Annotated in this window: 12 protein-coding genes; 4 read left to right on the top strand and 8 right to left on the bottom strand. The window is 71.3% G+C overall.

Features of this window, described 5'->3' with window-relative positions; translation table 11 throughout:
• The first annotated feature begins 6 nt into the window (after window positions 1-6).
• Together SFY69_08060 and SFY69_08055 are read left to right on the top strand one after the other, a co-directional pair.
• On the top strand, window positions 7-378 hold the full coding sequence (locus SFY69_08060; GenBank protein ID MDX2131990.1) for a DMT family protein: 372 nt from the start codon (window positions 7-9) through the stop codon (window positions 376-378).
• Window positions 375-1,868, top strand: a complete 1,494-nt coding sequence (locus tag SFY69_08055) for a DASS family sodium-coupled anion symporter (protein ID MDX2131989.1) — start codon at window positions 375-377, stop codon at window positions 1,866-1,868. The genes SFY69_08060 and SFY69_08055 overlap by 4 nt, the downstream gene beginning before the upstream one ends.
• A 73-nt stretch (window positions 1,869-1,941) precedes the next feature.
• Here the strand turns inward: SFY69_08055 and SFY69_08050 are convergent, their stop codons facing one another.
• The 5 genes from SFY69_08050 to SFY69_08030 all read right to left on the bottom strand — a co-directional run bounded on the left by SFY69_08050 (window position 1,942) and on the right by SFY69_08030 (window position 8,158).
• Window positions 1,942-3,339, bottom strand: coding sequence for a trypsin-like peptidase domain-containing protein (locus SFY69_08050; GenBank protein MDX2131988.1), 1,398 nt, complete (start codon window positions 3,337-3,339; stop codon window positions 1,942-1,944).
• Window positions 3,340-3,480: 141 nt separating this feature from the next.
• On the bottom strand, window positions 3,481-4,200 hold the full coding sequence (locus SFY69_08045; GenBank protein MDX2131987.1) for a 7-carboxy-7-deazaguanine synthase QueE: 720 nt from the start codon (window positions 4,198-4,200) through the stop codon (window positions 3,481-3,483).
• A gap of 66 nt (window positions 4,201-4,266) precedes the next feature.
• Entirely contained in the window at window positions 4,267-4,974 is a 708-nt protein-coding gene (queC, locus tag SFY69_08040; GenBank protein ID MDX2131986.1) for a 7-cyano-7-deazaguanine synthase QueC, read from the bottom strand.
• The gene (locus tag SFY69_08035; GenBank protein MDX2131985.1) at window positions 4,971-5,741 is read right to left on the bottom strand and encodes a hypothetical protein; all 771 of its coding nucleotides are present in this window, start codon (window positions 5,739-5,741) and stop codon (window positions 4,971-4,973) included. Before SFY69_08035 ends, queC begins: the two co-directional genes overlap by 4 nt.
• Before the next feature lie 509 nt (window positions 5,742-6,250).
• Window positions 6,251-8,158, bottom strand: a complete 1,908-nt coding sequence (locus SFY69_08030) for an ATP-binding protein (GenBank protein MDX2131984.1) — start codon at window positions 8,156-8,158, stop codon at window positions 6,251-6,253.
• 304 nt (window positions 8,159-8,462) lie between these two features.
• Here SFY69_08030 and SFY69_08025 point away from each other — a divergent pair, with 304 nt between their 5' ends.
• Window positions 8,463-10,631, top strand: a complete 2,169-nt coding sequence (locus SFY69_08025; protein ID MDX2131983.1) for a serine protein kinase — start codon at window positions 8,463-8,465, stop codon at window positions 10,629-10,631.
• A 71-nt stretch (window positions 10,632-10,702) separates the two neighbouring features.
• Window positions 10,703-11,854: an FAD-dependent monooxygenase gene (locus tag SFY69_08020; GenBank protein MDX2131982.1), complete on the top strand. Its 1,152-nt coding sequence runs from the start codon at window positions 10,703-10,705 to the stop codon at window positions 11,852-11,854.
• Between the two features lie 22 nt (window positions 11,855-11,876).
• On the opposite strand, the gene dtd is transcribed toward SFY69_08020, so the two are convergent.
• From dtd to SFY69_08005, 3 genes are read right to left on the bottom strand one after another with little or no spacing between them, the layout of a single operon-like run.
• The gene (dtd, locus tag SFY69_08015; protein MDX2131981.1) at window positions 11,877-12,332 is read right to left on the bottom strand and encodes a D-aminoacyl-tRNA deacylase; all 456 of its coding nucleotides are present in this window, start codon (window positions 12,330-12,332) and stop codon (window positions 11,877-11,879) included.
• Between the two features lie 57 nt (window positions 12,333-12,389).
• Window positions 12,390-13,835 (bottom strand): S41 family peptidase, encoded by a 1,446-nt coding sequence (locus tag SFY69_08010; GenBank protein MDX2131980.1) that lies wholly within the window; start codon window positions 13,833-13,835, stop codon window positions 12,390-12,392.
• Window positions 13,836-13,879: 44 nt separating this feature from the next.
• A complete protein-coding gene (locus SFY69_08005) occupies window positions 13,880-14,455 on the bottom strand; it encodes a GNAT family N-acetyltransferase (protein ID MDX2131979.1) in 576 nt (191 codons plus the stop codon).
• Window positions 14,456-14,467: the final 12 nt, after the last annotated feature.

The following is a 14,467-nucleotide window of genomic DNA, read 5'->3' as shown; positions in this document are numbered from 1 at the left end:
CCCCCTATGCGCGCCCTGTGGACAATCCTGCTCCTGTTCGGTTCCAACGCCTTCATGACCACCGCCTGGTACTACCACCTCAAGCAGGCGCGCTGGGGCATGCTGGTCGCCATCGCCGCCTCCTGGCTCATCGCCCTCCCCGAGTACTGCCTCCAGGTGCCCGCCAACCGGCTGGGGCACTTCCAGCACGGCGGGCCCTTCACCGCCCCGCAGCTCAAGGTCATCCAGGAGGCCATCACCCTCCTGGTCTTCGTCGCGTTCTCCACCATCGTGCTGCGCGAGAAACTCCGCTGGACCGACGCCGTCGGCTTCGCGCTCGTGTTCCTGGGCGTCGGGGTGTCCGTGCTCGGCCCGCGCCTGTTCGGGAGCGCGTCGTGACCGGGCACGAGCCTCGCACCGCGCGGGCCACCTTCCTCCGCGTGGGCGCGGGGGTCGTCGCCGGCGCGTTGGTCTACGCCCTGCTGGGCGCCGCGCTCTCAGAAGAAGGCCGGCGCGTTGCCGCCCTGGGCGTCTGCATCGCGCTCTGGTGGGTGACCGAGGCCCTGCCACTCGAGGCGACCGGGCTGGCGCCGATCGCGCTCTTCCCGCTCTTCGGCGTCGCGACCGTCGAGCAGGCCGCCGCCCCCTACGCCAACCCCGTGATCTTCCTCTTCCTCGGCGGGATGATCCTCGGGCAGGCGATGGAACGCTGGAACCTGCACCGGCGCGTCGCGCTGTGGGCCCTCGCGCAGGTCGGCGCCGCCCCGTTCATGCTCATCGGGGGCGTGCTGGCCATCACCGCGTTCCTGAGCATGTGGGTGTCGAACACCGCCGCCGCCGTCATGATGGCCCCCATCGCCGCCAGCATCGCGGGCATCATCGCTTCCCCCGCGCCCGGCGCCCGCCGCGGCATCCCCCTCGGCGCCGCCCTCCTCCTCGCCGTCGCCTACGGCGCCAGCATCGGCGGGCTGGGCTCGCTCATCGGCACGCCTCCCACGGCCCAGTTCGCCGCCTTCATGCAGCGCGAGCTCGACCGCCCCGTGTCCTTCGGCGAGTGGCTCCGCTTCGGGCTGTGCATCGTGCTCATCATGGGCGTCGCGGCGTGGGGCGTGCTCTCCCTCCTCTGCGCCGAACGCACCGACCCCTCCAGCCGCGCGGGCGTGCGCGACGAGATCGCCCGCCAACGCCGCGACCTCGGCGCCTGGACCATGGGCGAGCGCGTCGTCCTCGGCACCTTCCTCGTCGCGGCCTTCGGCTGGCTCGGCGCCCCCGCGCTCGCACGCGCCCCGGATCTCGCGGGCACGCTCATCGCCGACGTCTGCTCGCGGCTCAAGGACTCGGTCGTCGCCATCGCCGCCGCCCTCGCGCTCTTCATCCTCCCCGGCTCGCTGCGACCCTTCCGCCCCGTGCTCACTTGGCACGAGGCCGAACGCGTGCCCTGGGGCGTGCTCATCCTCTCCGGGGGCGGGCTGTCATTGGCCGACGCGCTGAGCCGGCACGGCGTGGACGCCGCCCTGGCCGGCGCGCTGGCGCCGCTCGCGGGCGCGCCGCTGCTGGTCTTGCTGTTCGTGCTCGCGTGCGGGGCGATCATCCTGACCGAGTTCGCGAGCAACACCGCGCTCGCCGCCGCCGCGTTGCCCGTCGCGCTCGCCGTCGCCCGCTCCATGGACGTCCCGCCGCCCCTGCTGCTCGTCACCATCGTCGTGGCGGCGAGCCTGGGCTTTATGATGCCCGCCGGCACGCCCCCCAACGCCATCGTCTACGCCACCCGGCGCGTCACGATGCGACAGATGATGAACGCCGGCTTCCGCCTCGACCTGCTCGCGGCCGCCCTCGCCCCCGTCGCCGTCTACGCCGCCTGGAAACTCGGCCTGCTGCCGGGAACCTGAGCGCCGTTCCTCAGCCTCTTCTCGATGCCTTGCTCTTCCGTGACCATCCCGCGCTTCCGAGCCGTTCCTGCTCTTACGGCTGGAACTCGATGTAGCCCTGCCGGTTCCCGCGGATCACACCCAGCCGCGCGCCGGGCCCGAAGTCGGACGAGCTCACGAGCTGCGCGAACTGCTTGACGTTGGTCACGGTGGTGCGATTCACCTGCACGATGATGTCGCCGGGCTCGAGCCCGGACCTCGCCGCGGGCGTGTTGGGGCGCACGTCTTCCACCAGCACGCCCCGCACGTTGCGGTACCCCATCTTGCGGGTCTCGTCGAGCGTCAGCGTGCGCGCGGTCATCCCCATGTCCCCGAAGTCCGCCTGGCCGAGCTCCGACACCGACGACGCGAAGTCGCCGACCTCCGCCGCGAGCGTCACCGTCTTGTCCGCCCGGCGCACTTCCAGTTCCGCCTTGGAGCCCGGGCGCGTCACCGCGATCGCGTTGCGCAGGCGCACCTCGTTCACCCACTGCCCCTGGTACCGCACGATGACGTCACCTTCCTTGAGGCCCGCCTTCTCCGCCGGGCTCTCCGCCACCACGCGGCTCACCAGCACGCCCCGCGACTGATCGCTCCCGCGCTGCGGGTTCATCGGCGCGTCTGTCAGCTCCACCCCCAGCCACCCGCGCACCACCCGCCCGTTCGCCAGGATGTTGTCCACCACCGCCCGCGTCGTCAGGCTGGGAATCGCGAACCCCAGCCCCTGGAACCCGCCCGACCGCGACGCGATCGCCGAGTTCACGCCCACCACCTCGCCCTGCAGGTTCAGCAGCGGGCCGCCCGAGTTCCCCGGGTTGATCGCCGCGTCCGTCTGGATGAAGTCCTCGTACGTCCGCCCCGTCTCCCGCGGCGTCAGCGACCGCCCCTTCGCCGAGACGATCCCCGCCGTCACCGTGTTCGAAAACCCGAACGGCGAGCCGATCGCCACCACCCACTCGCCCACCTCGAGCGCCTCGCTGTTCCCCAGCTTCAGCGGCCTCACCATCTGCGGCGTGTCGCCGAAGTTCACGCGGATCACCGCCAGGTCCGTGCTCTCATCCCGCCCGACCACCGTCGCGTCGTACTCGCGCCCGTCCGCCGCCTTCACGCGCAGCGCGTTCGCCCCCGCGATCACGTGGTTGTTCGTCACCGCCGTGCCCTGGTCGTCGATCAGGAACCCCGACCCCTGGCTCACCGGCACCAGTTGCGCCTCGCCGACCTCCATCGGCGTGCCGAACCAGTCGTACCGCACCCGGCGCTGCTTCGCCAGCGCCATGATGTGGATCACCGCCGGCTCCGCGTGCGACGCAACCGACTTGAACGCGTTCGACAGGCTGTTCGCGAACGCCAGGTCCGCCGCCGGCACCGGGGGCGTCATCTCCGGCTGCCCCCAGGCGCCCGTGCTCGTCAGAGCCGCGATCACCGGAATCATCCACCGAGTGTTCTTCGTCATGGTCGTTCCTTGGGAACCGGCCCGAGGCCTTGTCGCCCCGCGCGCCTCACCCTCTGATGCTTGTGCTCGCTGAGATGCGCTCTTCCTGAGACGCAGGCGGCGCGGAAGAGTTCGAAACCCATGAAAACCATTGGTATCTGATCACGTTCCGCGGACATTCCCGAACAGATCGATGTGCAGGCGTGGGCAGTACCGCCAACCGCGTTCCATACAGGCACTTGCGATCGCACGCCGCGGCGCGGCGTCCGTCGGGGTCACCCCTTCGGGCATGAGCAGGACGTCGTCGGGCGACCACCCGCGGAGGCGGGCGAGCAGGGCGTCGATCTCGGCCAGGTCCGCATCGAGCGAGCCCGGCGCGACGACGAACTTGAGTTGCCGCCCGGGGCACCGGTCGAGCAGCGCCTGGAGCACCGGCAGGTTGATGCGGCGTTGTTCGTGCAGGCGTCGCCACGTGCCGCCCGGATCACGCGGGTCGCCCTCGCGGGGCGTGGAGTTCGCGAGTTTCGGGCTGATGGACATCAGGTCGCACGCCACGGCGCGGTCGATGGTGCCGGCGGTCTCGATGGTGATGTGCATGCCATGCGCGCGCAACGCCGCGGCGAGGGGCTCGATCTGCGCGAACATCATGGGCTCGCCGCCGGTCAGGACGGCGTGGCGAACACCCGACCCCCGTGCTTCCGCGAGGAGATCATCGAGCATCCGGATGGACGGCTCGGGATTCCAGCTCGCGTACGGGGTGTCGCACCAGGCGCAGCGGAGGTTGCATCCGCTCATCCGGATGAAGAACGACGGCACGCCGGCGAGCTTCCCTTCGCCCTGGATGGAGCGGAACGTCTCGGAGATGGGAAGGGAAAGAGGCAAAGGGGCAAATGGCAAATGGGCAAAGGGGCAAATGGCAAACGGACAAATGGGCAAATGGTCAAATTGTCAAAGGTGAAATGATGCAAGTGCGGGGTCGGGGAGGCCGGCGTCGGCGAAGCCGCGGGCGCGGATGAGGCAGGAGTCGCAGTGCCCGCAGGGCCCGCGTGGCGAGGGGTCGTAGCAACTGGTGGTGAGCGAGAGGTCGACGCCGAGTTCGACGCCGAGGCGGATGATGTCGGCCTTGGTGCGCTCGATCAGGGGCGTGTGGACGCGGAACTGCCCGCCCTCGACGCCGCGCTTGGTGCCGAGGTTGGCGGCGTGCTCGAACGCGCGGATGAACGCCGGGCGGCAGTCGGGGTAGCCCGAGTAATCGATCGCGTTGACCCCGATGAACAGGTCGTCGGCGCCGAGCACCTCGGCGAGCCCGGCGGCGAGCGACAGCATGGTCATGTTCCGCGCGGGGACGTACGTGATGGGAATGTCCGAGGCTTCGTGGTGATGCGCGCCCGGCGCGTGGGCCCGGTCCTTGGGCACGGCGATGTCGCCGGTGAGGGCAGATCCGCCGACGGCCCGGAGGTCGAGCGCGATGGTGCGGTGCGAGGCGACGCCGCAGGCGTGGGCGATCTTCGCGGCGGCGGCGAGTTCGACGCGGTGACGCTGGCCGTAGTCGACGCTGAGCGTGTGGCAGGCGAACCCGTCGCGCCGGGCGACGCCGAGCGAGACGGCGGAATCGAGGCCTCCGGAGAGCAGGATGACGGCGGGGCGGGCGGTCACTGGGAGAGGGTACGAGGGCCGTGTTCGGAGTGCGGGGCTGCGAGTTTGCGGAGCGTGCAGGCGTTGGGGGGGCGGCCGTCGGCGCGGGTCTTGCGTTCGTAGTTGGTGCCGACGAGTTCGTCGTCGTCGACCCAGGTGGGCGCGGTGAAGGGCAGGCGTTCGAAGGGCGGGCGGTCGAGCGGGAGGACGGCGCGGACGCGCTCGTCGGGGGGGGCGGTCCAGCGGGCGACGAAGGCTTCGTACCAGGCCCAGAGGGCCGGGTGGTCGGTCACGAGGCGGAGTTCGCCGCCGGGAACGAGCACGCGCCAGGCGTCGGCGAGGAAGCGGTCCTGCACGACGCGGTTCTTGTGGTGGCGGGACTTGGGCCACGGGTCGGAGTAGTAAAGGTGGATGGTGCGGACGATCGAGTCCGGCACGCGCCAGCGGAGGAACTCGGTGGCGTCGGTGTGCAGCATGCGAACGTTGGAGAGGATGCGCCGGCGGACGCGGTCGGCGGAGTAGAGGTAGAACTCGCGGGCCCACTCGATGCCGAGGTAGTTGGTGGACGGGTGGGCGACGGCCTCGCCGAGCAGGAACGTGCCCTTGCCGCTGCCGATCTCGATCTCGAAAGGAGCGGCTGGGGACGGGAACCACGCGCGGGGGTCGAGGCGCCCGGCGAGCGGGTTGGTGATGGCCTCGTCGGGGAGCGGGGGGAGTTCGTCGCGCGAGATGCCCACGACGCCGGGGGCGTCGTCGAGTTGGCGGCCGTGTCCGAGCCCGAAGGACATGACGGAGGATACCGGGGTGCCCGGACGAAGCTCCCGATTCGGCGAAGCGGCTCGTGGGGGCGCGGAAAGCCGGAGAAGACGCGCGGCGCGCGGGTATGACCGGGGATGAGTGCTCGTGGGCAGGCCGTTGTGGTTCTGGGTGAGATCGAGCGACTCGATGCGCAGGATGTTGATCACGTCGAAGGCCGTTTCGCGGACAATGACGAGGTCGGGGTTCCGGATGCCGATGGTGCGACCGCTTTCGAAGGTGATACGGAACGGGCGGAAGGGCGGGAACCGGGGTACAAGACCCCGCACGGAGTGCGGGGGTACCCAAGCGGGGGTACCCAAGCGGGATAGCCAGGTACACGCAGGCACGGGGATCACGACATGTGCGGGATGCGGGCGCGTTCGATGACTTCGAGCGTCTCGCGGAGCATGCGCTCTTCGCGGAACATCGTCCACGCGCGCTCGCGGCAAGCGGCGCCGGCGGCGAGGCGCGCGGCGGCGCGGGGGCGTGGCGTGCGGGGCTACGCGGCGCGGGCGGCGCGGGCGCGTTCGTGCCAGTGAGCGACGAGGGCGATAAGTCGGGCGCGGTCGATGGGCTTGGTGGCGTGGTCGTCGCAGCCGGCGGCGAAGCACTCGTCGCGCTCTTCGACGCGGGCGTGGGCGGTGAGGGCGATGATGGGGCGTGCGTAGCCCTGACGGCGGAGGCGGCGGGTGGCTTCGTAGCCGTCGAGGTCGGGCATCTGCATGTCCATGAGGATGACGTCGAAGTCGCCGGCGAGGGCGGCGTCGACGGCGCGCTGACCGGTGTCGACGACGGTGACGGCGGCGCCCGCGCGCGAGAGGACGTGGGTGAAGAGGTGCTGGTTGTCCGGGCCGTCCTCGGCGAGGAGGACACGGGCGGCGAGGCGATCGGGGGTGCGGGAGGGGTCGGCGGGAGCGGCGGGGGGGTGGGTGAGGGGTTCGGCCTCGACGGAGAAGGAGAAGGTGGAGCCGGCGCCGGGGGTGCTGGAGACGACGATGTCGCCGCCCATGATGCGGGCGAGGCGCTGGGAGAGGGCGAGGCCCAGGCCCGTGCCGCCGAAGCGTCGGGTGGTGGAGTCGTCGGCCTGGGCGAAGGGGCGGAAGAGGCGTGCGATCTGCTCGGGGGAGAGGCCGATGCCGGTGTCGCTGATGTCGACGAGGAGGCGCCCGGGGGTGGCGAAGGAGACGGAGATGTCGACGCGCCCGGCGTGGGTGAACTTGATGGCGTTGCCGACGAGGTTCAGGAGGATCTGGCGGACGCGGACGGGATCGGCGGCGATGAGGGGGGGAACTTCGGGGGAGACGCTGGTGCGCAGTTCGAGGTGCTTCTGGGCGGCCGATGGAGCGAGGGCTTCGACGACATCGGCGAGAATGTCGCGTGGGTCCGTGGCGCGGCGCTCGATGCGGAGTGCGGCGGCGTCGGCCTTGGCGAAGTCGAGGAGGTCGTTGAGCAGGACGAGCAGGTGCGAGGCGTTGCGCCGGATGATCTGGGCGTAGTCGCTGCGCTGCGCGGGGGTGTGGGAGGTGTCGAGCAGGAGTTCGGAGAAGCCGACGATGGCGGCCATGGGCGTGCGGATCTCGTGGGAGATGTTCGCGACGAAGAAGGTCTTGGCGCGGTCGGCGGCGGTGGCGTCTCGTTCGGCGCGCCGGGCGCGCGCGACGGACGCGAGCAGGAGTTCGGCCAGGGCGGCGCCGGCGAGGACGAGGGCGGCGAGGAAGGCGATGTAGAGGATGACGGTGCGGCGTGCGGCGGCGATATGATCGGCCCAGAGGGCAGCTTCGAAGTCGACGCCCAGCACGGCGTCGACGGAGCCGTCGGGCGCGTACATCGGGTGATAGGCGCTGACCCACGTTCCCCATCGGTCGGAGGTGGGGTGGGGGTCGAAGAGCGACTCACCCTCGAAGGCGCGGCGGAGGGTGTCTTCGGCCTCGGGGAAGACCTCGCCGACGGGGGTGCGGGACTCGCGCGGGCCGCGGTGGACCCCGTCACGGTCGTAGTCGGTCTCGGAATCGGCGGCGAAGTAGATGACCTGGTCGGCGCGGCGTTTGAAGGTATAGATGTCGGCGACGCCGGGGTTGGCGCGGAGCCAGCGGACCTGCGCGTCGATGACGGCGAGGTAGGTGGGGTCGTCGGGCGGGGTGGAGTCGGTGAGGCGGTGGTGGCCGAGGCGTTCGAGTTCCTGGGCGTAGGTGGGGGCGAAGCCGCTGACCTCGCGCCGGATCTGATCCATCGCGACCCGGCCGGCGCGGGTGGTGAGGGGGAACCCGGCGGCGAAGACGAGCAGGAGGAGAATGGCGGCGGCGAAGCGGACGCGCCGGGTGGGGGGGCGCGGGAGCGCGCGGACCACCGCGCCCGCGACGACGGCGCAGATCCCCAGCAGGATGATGTAGTCGGCGTGCGGCTGCATGAGGTGCGGGTGAGGGAGTATCGGCGGCGGGTCGGGCGAGGGTGAGCAGGACCGGGAACCACAACCGGATCGGGGGTTCGTGCGTACAAGCATGGGTCGGGTATTCGGCGTGTCGGGGCGGAACGACTCTGGCCCGGCGGTGTGAACGGGCCGATACTTGACATGGTCGGATCGGGTTCTCGGGGCTGCGTTCCGGACCCCGGGGCATCGTGACAAGTGCGTGATCGACGGATCGATGGCTCGCACAGGAGCCCCTGGGGGCTCGCACGGGAGCCCGTTTGGGCTCGCACGGGAGTGCCGGAGCATGCAGGAATATCGCGCGAATCTGGGACGTGACGGCGGTGCACGGGACGCGGGCGGCGCGGGCGTGCCGGTGGCGGGCCGGGACCTGGCGGCGGCGGTGGAGTCGCGCCTGGACCGGCGCAAGTTCCAGGATCACCACTGGACGGGCACGTTCTGGGAATATCTGGACACGTGCGCGCAGAACCCGGGCGTGGCGCGCAACGCGTACCAGCGCCTGTACGACGCGATCATGAGCCACGGGAGCGAGCGGTACCGCGCGTTCAAGAAGGAAGTGGTGCGGTACACGTTCTTCACCGACCCGTTCGACAACGGCGCGGACGCGATCTTCGGGCTTGATTCGGCGCTGATGCAGCTGGTGGACTGCCTGCGCTCGGCGGCGGAGGGGTACGGGACGGACAAGCGCATCCTGCTGCTGCACGGCCCGGTGGGGAGCAGCAAGAGCACGATCGCGCGTCTGCTGAAGAAGGGGATCGAGCACTACTCGCGGACGCCCGAGGGGGCGTTGTACTCGTTCTCGTGGCTGCTGAACGAGCAGTGCGAGGTGTCGCCGATCGGCGCGGGGCAGCGCGAGGCGCAGAAGACGCACGCCTTCCCGTGCCCGATGCACGAGGACCCGCTGGTGCTGATCCCGCGCGAGGCGCGCGAGGACGTGCTGGCGCGCCTGAACGAGGCGTACCGCCCGGTGCACCACGGGGGGCGGCTGCGCCTGACGGGCGAGCCCGACCCGTTCTGCCGCAAGGTGTTCGAGGACCTGATGTCGTTCTACGAGGGCGACTGGCGCAAGGTGATGGACCACGTGCGGGTGCGCCGGATCGTGCTGAGCGAGAAGGACCGGGTGGGGATCGGGACGTTCCAGCCCAAGGACGAGAAGAACCAGGACAGCACGGAGCTGACGGGGGACATCAACTACCGCAAGATCGCGATCTACGGGAGCGACAGCGACCCGCGGGCGTTCAACTTCGACGGGGAGCTGAACATCGCGAACCGCGGGGTGTGCGAGTTCATCGAGATCCTGAAGCTGGACGTGGCGTTCCTGTACGACCTGCTGGGGGCGACGCAGGAGCACACGATCAAGCCGAAGAAGTTCGCGCAGACGAGCATCGACGAGGTGATCCTGGGGCACACGAACGAGCCGGAGTACAAGCGCCTGCAGAGCAACGAGATGATGGAGGCGTTCCGCGACCGGACGATCAAGATCGACGTGCCGTACAACATCCGCCTGGACGACGAGGTGCGGATCTACGAGAAGGACTTCTCGACGCAGCGGATCAAGGGGATCCACATCGCGCCGCACACGCTGGAGGTGGCGGCGATGTGGGCGGTGCTGACGCGCCTGGAGGAGCCCAAGAAGGCCGGGCTGACGCTGCTGCAGAAGCTGAAGCTGTACAACGGGAAGAGCATCCCGGGCTTCACCGAGGACAGCGTGCGCGAGCTGCAGGAAGAGACGGTGCGCGAGGGGATGAACGGGATCTCGCCCCGGTACATCCAGGACAAGATCAGCAACACGCTGGTGGGGCGGCAGGCGCTCGAGGACAAGGGGATCAACCCGTTCATGGTGCTGAACGAGCTGGAGCACGGGCTGTCGCACCACTCGCTGATCAGCGACGAGAACACGCGCAAGCGCTACCGCGAGTTGCTGTCGGTGGTGAAGGAGGAGTACGAGGACATCATCAAGGGCGAGGTGCAGCGGGCGATCAGCGCGGACGAGGACGCGATCCGCCGCCTGTGCGCGAACTACATCGAGAACGTGCGCGCCTACACGCAGAAGGAGCGCGTGAAGAACAAGTACACGGGGCGCGACGACGAGCCGGACGAACGCCTCATGCGCTCGATCGAGGAGAAGATCGACATCCCCGAGGGGCGCAAGGACGACTTCCGCCAGGAGATCATGAACTACCTCGGGGCGCTGGCGCTCGACGGGAAGAAGTTCGAGTACAACACGAACGCGCGCCTCTACCGCGCGCTCGAGCTCAAGCTCTTCGAGGACCAGCGCGACACGATCAAGCTCAAGAACCTGGTGAGCAGCGTCGTGGACGACGAGACGCAGAAGAAGATCGACGTGGTGAAGCAGCGCCTCATCAAGAACTTCGGGTACAACGAGACCAGCGCCACCGACGTGCTCAACTACGTCGCGAGCATCTTCGCACGCGGCGACAGCAAGGCCCGGTAGGACGCCCGTGAGCCCCCGCTCAGGCGGGGCGCGGGCGCGGGCTCATCGCCCGGGCGCACGCCCGGCGATGCATGCGCGTGCTCATCCTGGGAGGCGGGATCGGGGGGCTGGCGGCGGCGCTCGCGCTGCGGGCGCGGGGCGTCGGCGCGGGCGTCATGGAGCGGGCGAGCGCGTACCGCGCGGCCGGGGCGGCGATCACGCTCTGGCCCAACGGCGTGCGCGCCCTGCGGGCGCTCGGGCTCGACGGGGCGGTGCTGGCGCGCGGGTGGCCCCTGCGGGTGTCGCGCGTGCGGCGGGCGGACGGCTCGGTCATCTCGGTCACGCCGGTCGAGGGCGTGGGCGAGCGCGCCGGGGCGCCGACGATCGGCGTGCACCGGGCGGCGCTGCAGGACGTGCTGCGCGGGGCGTTGCACGACGGCGCGGTCGTCATGGGGCGACGGTGCACGGGGCTGCGCACCGACGACGCGCACGCGCACGCGCGGTTCGCCGACGGGGCCGAGCACGCGGCGGAGCTGGTGATCGGCGCGGACGGGCTGCGCTCGGTGGCCCGCGGGTTCGTCGCGGGCGACGAGCCGCCCCGCGACGCGGGGTATGCGCTCTGGCGGGGCGTGTGCGCGCTCGATGACGCGGGGCTGCGCGCGGGCGAGGCGTTCGAGACGTGGGCGCCGGGCGTGCGGTTCGGGATGTTCCAGATCTCGCGCGAGGACGTGTACTGGTACGCCGGGATGCGCGACGCGCCCGAGGGCGGGTACGCGGATGCGCTCCCGACGCTGCGCCGGGTCTTCGGCGGGTGGCACGAGCCGATCGCGCGGGCGCTCGAGATGACTGATCCGGAGCGGGCCGTGCGGACGCAGATCCGCGATCGCCCGGTGCCCCGCGTGTGGCATCGCGGGCGCGTGGTGCTGCTGGGCGACGCGGCCCACCCGATGACGCCCGACCTTGCGCAAGGGGCGTGCACCGCGATCGAGGACGCGGTGGTGCTGGCGGAGGAACTCGGGGCGGCGGGCGCGGGCGGGCCGGTGACGCGCGAGCGCCTCGACGCGGCGCTGACGCGGTACGGGCGGCGGCGGCGGGCGCGGTGTGCGCGCCTCTCGGCGCAATCGCGCCGGCTGAGCGCGCTCTCGCAGTGGGAGCACCCGCTGGCGTGCCGCGTGCGCGACATGGCGGCGGGGCTGGTGCCCGAGTGGCTCGCCGCCCGGGCGCTGCTGCGGGTGGTCGGGTGATGGGGCGGGCAGCGGCGCGGGTTCAGGCGGGGGGCGGGCCGGGGCTGTCGAGGATGATGGTGACCGGGCCGTCGTTCACGAGCGCGACGCGCATCTCGGCCCGGAAGACGCCCGTCTGCACGCGCACGCCCCGGGCGCGCACGAGGTCGGCGAGGCGCGCGAAGAGCGGCTCGGCGTGCTCGGGGCGCATCGCGCGGTCGAACGACGGGCGGCGGCCCTTGCGCGCGTCGCCCGCCAGCGTGAAGTTCGGCACCAGCAGGACGGCGCCGGCAACGTCGAGCACCGAGCGGTTCATCTTGCCCTCGGCGTCTTCGAAGATCCGCACGTGCGCGAGCTTTTCGGCGAGCCACGCGGCGTCGTGCTCGGTGTCGGCGATGTCGAGCCCCACGAGCACCAGCAGCCCGTGATCGATCGACGAGACGACGGCGCTCTCGACGGTGACGCTGGCGGAGAGCACACGCTGCACGACGGCCCGCATGGGGCGATTGTTGCGGGCGGGCGGGGTGCGGGCGGGCGGGGGGCGCGCTCGCGGTGCTCAGGGTTGCGGGCGGGCGGCTTCGCGGAGGGCGGCGTCGAGCACGGGGTCGCGCTTGGCGACGAGGTCGCGCGCGGTGGTGTTCACGGTGATGTCGGGGTCGATGCCGCGTCCCGGGGTGGCGGGCAGGCCGGTGACGGAGCGGATGGCGGGGATGCGGAGCTTGAACCCGCTGTGAGGGAGGGGGAGGAAGAGGATGACGCCGGCGGTGGGGCCTTCGACGGAGCCGCCGGTGGGCTCGCCGATGAGGGTGGCGTTGCGTCGGTCGCGCAGGCCGGCGAGGCAGAGGGTGGCGCCGGACTGGTTGGCGGGGCCGCAGAGCGCGATGACGCGGCCCGTGAAGGTGGGGAGCAGCGGGTCGAACGACTCGGGCTGGGCGTTGAGCTGGAAGTAGCCGTTGTCGAGGGGCGTGAACGCTTGGTCGGGGAGGGAGAGGACGGAGCGGTCCCAGGTTTCGAGGCGGTCGGTGAGGTCGCCGAAGCGGTAGGTGCGGACCCAGGCCTTGCCGGAGATGGTGAGGGGCTCGGCGAGGAGGAAGCGCAGGAGGTCGATGGCGGCCGAGTCGCTCCCGCCGCCGTTGTCGCGGAGGTCGATGATGAGCGTGCGGGCGTGCTCGTCGCGGAGGCGTTCGAAGAGCGGGCGGTAGATGTCGGCGGGCGCGATGTTCTTGCGGTAGGCGACGAAGGTGCCGATGCGGAGCAGGCCGACGCCGGGCGCGGGGAAGGAGAGGGAGACGGCCTCGTCGAGGTTGGCGGGGGCCGGGGGGCCGAGGAGTTCGGCGCGCCGGGCGCGCGTCACGAGCGGGACGTCGACGAGGCGCGACACGCTCTCGGACGGCGCGCGGACTTCGATGCGGGCCGGGTTGGCGATCGGCTGCACGAAGGGCGCGAAGTGGTCGAACTCGCAGTCGTCGAGGTCGCTCATGCCCCCGAGCGCGAACCAGCGGGACTCGTCGGTGAAGCCGTCGGCGGGCACGAGCGAGACGAGGCGGCCCATGAGCGTGACGCTGGGCACGCCGTCGATCGAGCGGATCTCGTCTCCCGGGCGGATGTCGGGCGTGGCGCTGGCGAGCACGACGGTGGCGCCCGCGGACGTTCCGAGGCGCAGCGGGAGGTAGGAGGGTGCGTCGGCGCGCCAGGCGGCCCACGGCGCGGACGGCTCGACCTTGGTGTGGCTGCAGCGGATGAGGGCGGTGATCTCGGAGAGGCGGGTGTAGAGGGCGCGCTCGTTCATGCCCTGCGACGCCTCGCGGGCGAGGCGGTCCCACGCCTCGTCGAGCGCGGCGCGGGGCGTGTAGCGGTCGTAGCCGGGGTGGATGGTCTCGAGTGCGCGGCGGGCGAGGGCGATGTCGTCGCCGGCCGCGGGGATGGGCGGGTCCGGGGGTTGGGCGATGGCGGGGGAGAGGAGCAGGACGAGGGACGCCGCCGCGGCGAGGAGGTGGAGCATGGCGGTGGGTTCGCCCGGCGCGTGCGTCGGATGCGGGGACGGTGCTAGCGGAGGCGCTTGCCGAGGATGCAGGAGCGGTAGTTGGTGTAGGGCCACTGCCAGTGCTCGATGAGGCGGTAGCCGCGCTTCATGTAGAAGTCGTAGAGCTCGCGGTCGGGCTCGGCCATGCTGCAGGCGAGTTCGGCGGCGTCGTTCTCGCGGGCGCGTCGTTCGACGGTCTCGAGGAGGAGGCGTCCGACGCCCCGACCCTGGATGTCGGGATCGACGCCGAACTGCGCGAAGTGGGCGACGTCGGGGCGGCGGAAGAAGGGGGGGAAGGTGACGTGCTCGTGCTCTTCGAAGAGGATGACGCCGGCGATGCGTTCGGGTGCGCCGGGGTGGTCGGTGATGAGGGCGAGGTAGCACTCGCTGTTGGCGGCGCGTTCGGCGGTGGTGCGGTCGTCCTGTCGCCCGGCGAGCGGGGCGAGGCCCATGGCGACCTGCTTGGCGTACGCGCGGTGCAGCAGTCGCGTGATCGCGGGGATGGAGTCGGTGGGGAGCAGCCGCCGCACCGTGACGGGCGGGGCCGGCAAACGCTGCCCGGCGGTCGCGCCGGATGCGTCGGACGAGGCGTGCGTCATGTGAGGGGATGA

It is taken from the genome of Planctomycetota bacterium, from assembly GCA_033763975.1.
Lineage (GTDB): Bacteria > Planctomycetota > Phycisphaerae > Phycisphaerales > UBA1924 > RI-211.
Note: the sequence above shows the minus strand (reverse complement) of the source record. Positions and strands in the feature narration are given on the sequence as shown.

Excerpts from the sequence above, each read along its gene's own strand:
- SFY69_08060 (MDX2131990.1), top strand. The coding sequence starts at position 7 with ATGCGCGCCCTGTGGACAATCCTGCTCCTGTTCGGTTCCAACGCCTTC.
- SFY69_08050 (MDX2131988.1), bottom strand. The coding sequence starts at position 3,339 with ATGACGAAGAACACTCGGTGGATGATTCCGGTGATCGCGGCTCTGACG.
- SFY69_08035 (MDX2131985.1), bottom strand. The coding sequence starts at position 5,741 with ATGTCCTTCGGGCTCGGACACGGCCGCCAACTCGACGACGCCCCCGGC.
- SFY69_08030 (MDX2131984.1), bottom strand. The coding sequence starts at position 8,158 with ATGCAGCCGCACGCCGACTACATCATCCTGCTGGGGATCTGCGCCGTC.
- SFY69_08025 (MDX2131983.1), top strand. The coding sequence starts at position 8,463 with ATGCAGGAATATCGCGCGAATCTGGGACGTGACGGCGGTGCACGGGAC.
- SFY69_08020 (MDX2131982.1), top strand. The coding sequence starts at position 10,703 with ATGCGCGTGCTCATCCTGGGAGGCGGGATCGGGGGGCTGGCGGCGGCG.
- dtd (MDX2131981.1), bottom strand. The coding sequence starts at position 12,332 with ATGCGGGCCGTCGTGCAGCGTGTGCTCTCCGCCAGCGTCACCGTCGAG.
- SFY69_08010 (MDX2131980.1), bottom strand. The coding sequence starts at position 13,835 with ATGCTCCACCTCCTCGCCGCGGCGGCGTCCCTCGTCCTGCTCCTCTCC.
- SFY69_08005 (MDX2131979.1), bottom strand. The coding sequence starts at position 14,455 with ATGACGCACGCCTCGTCCGACGCATCCGGCGCGACCGCCGGGCAGCGT.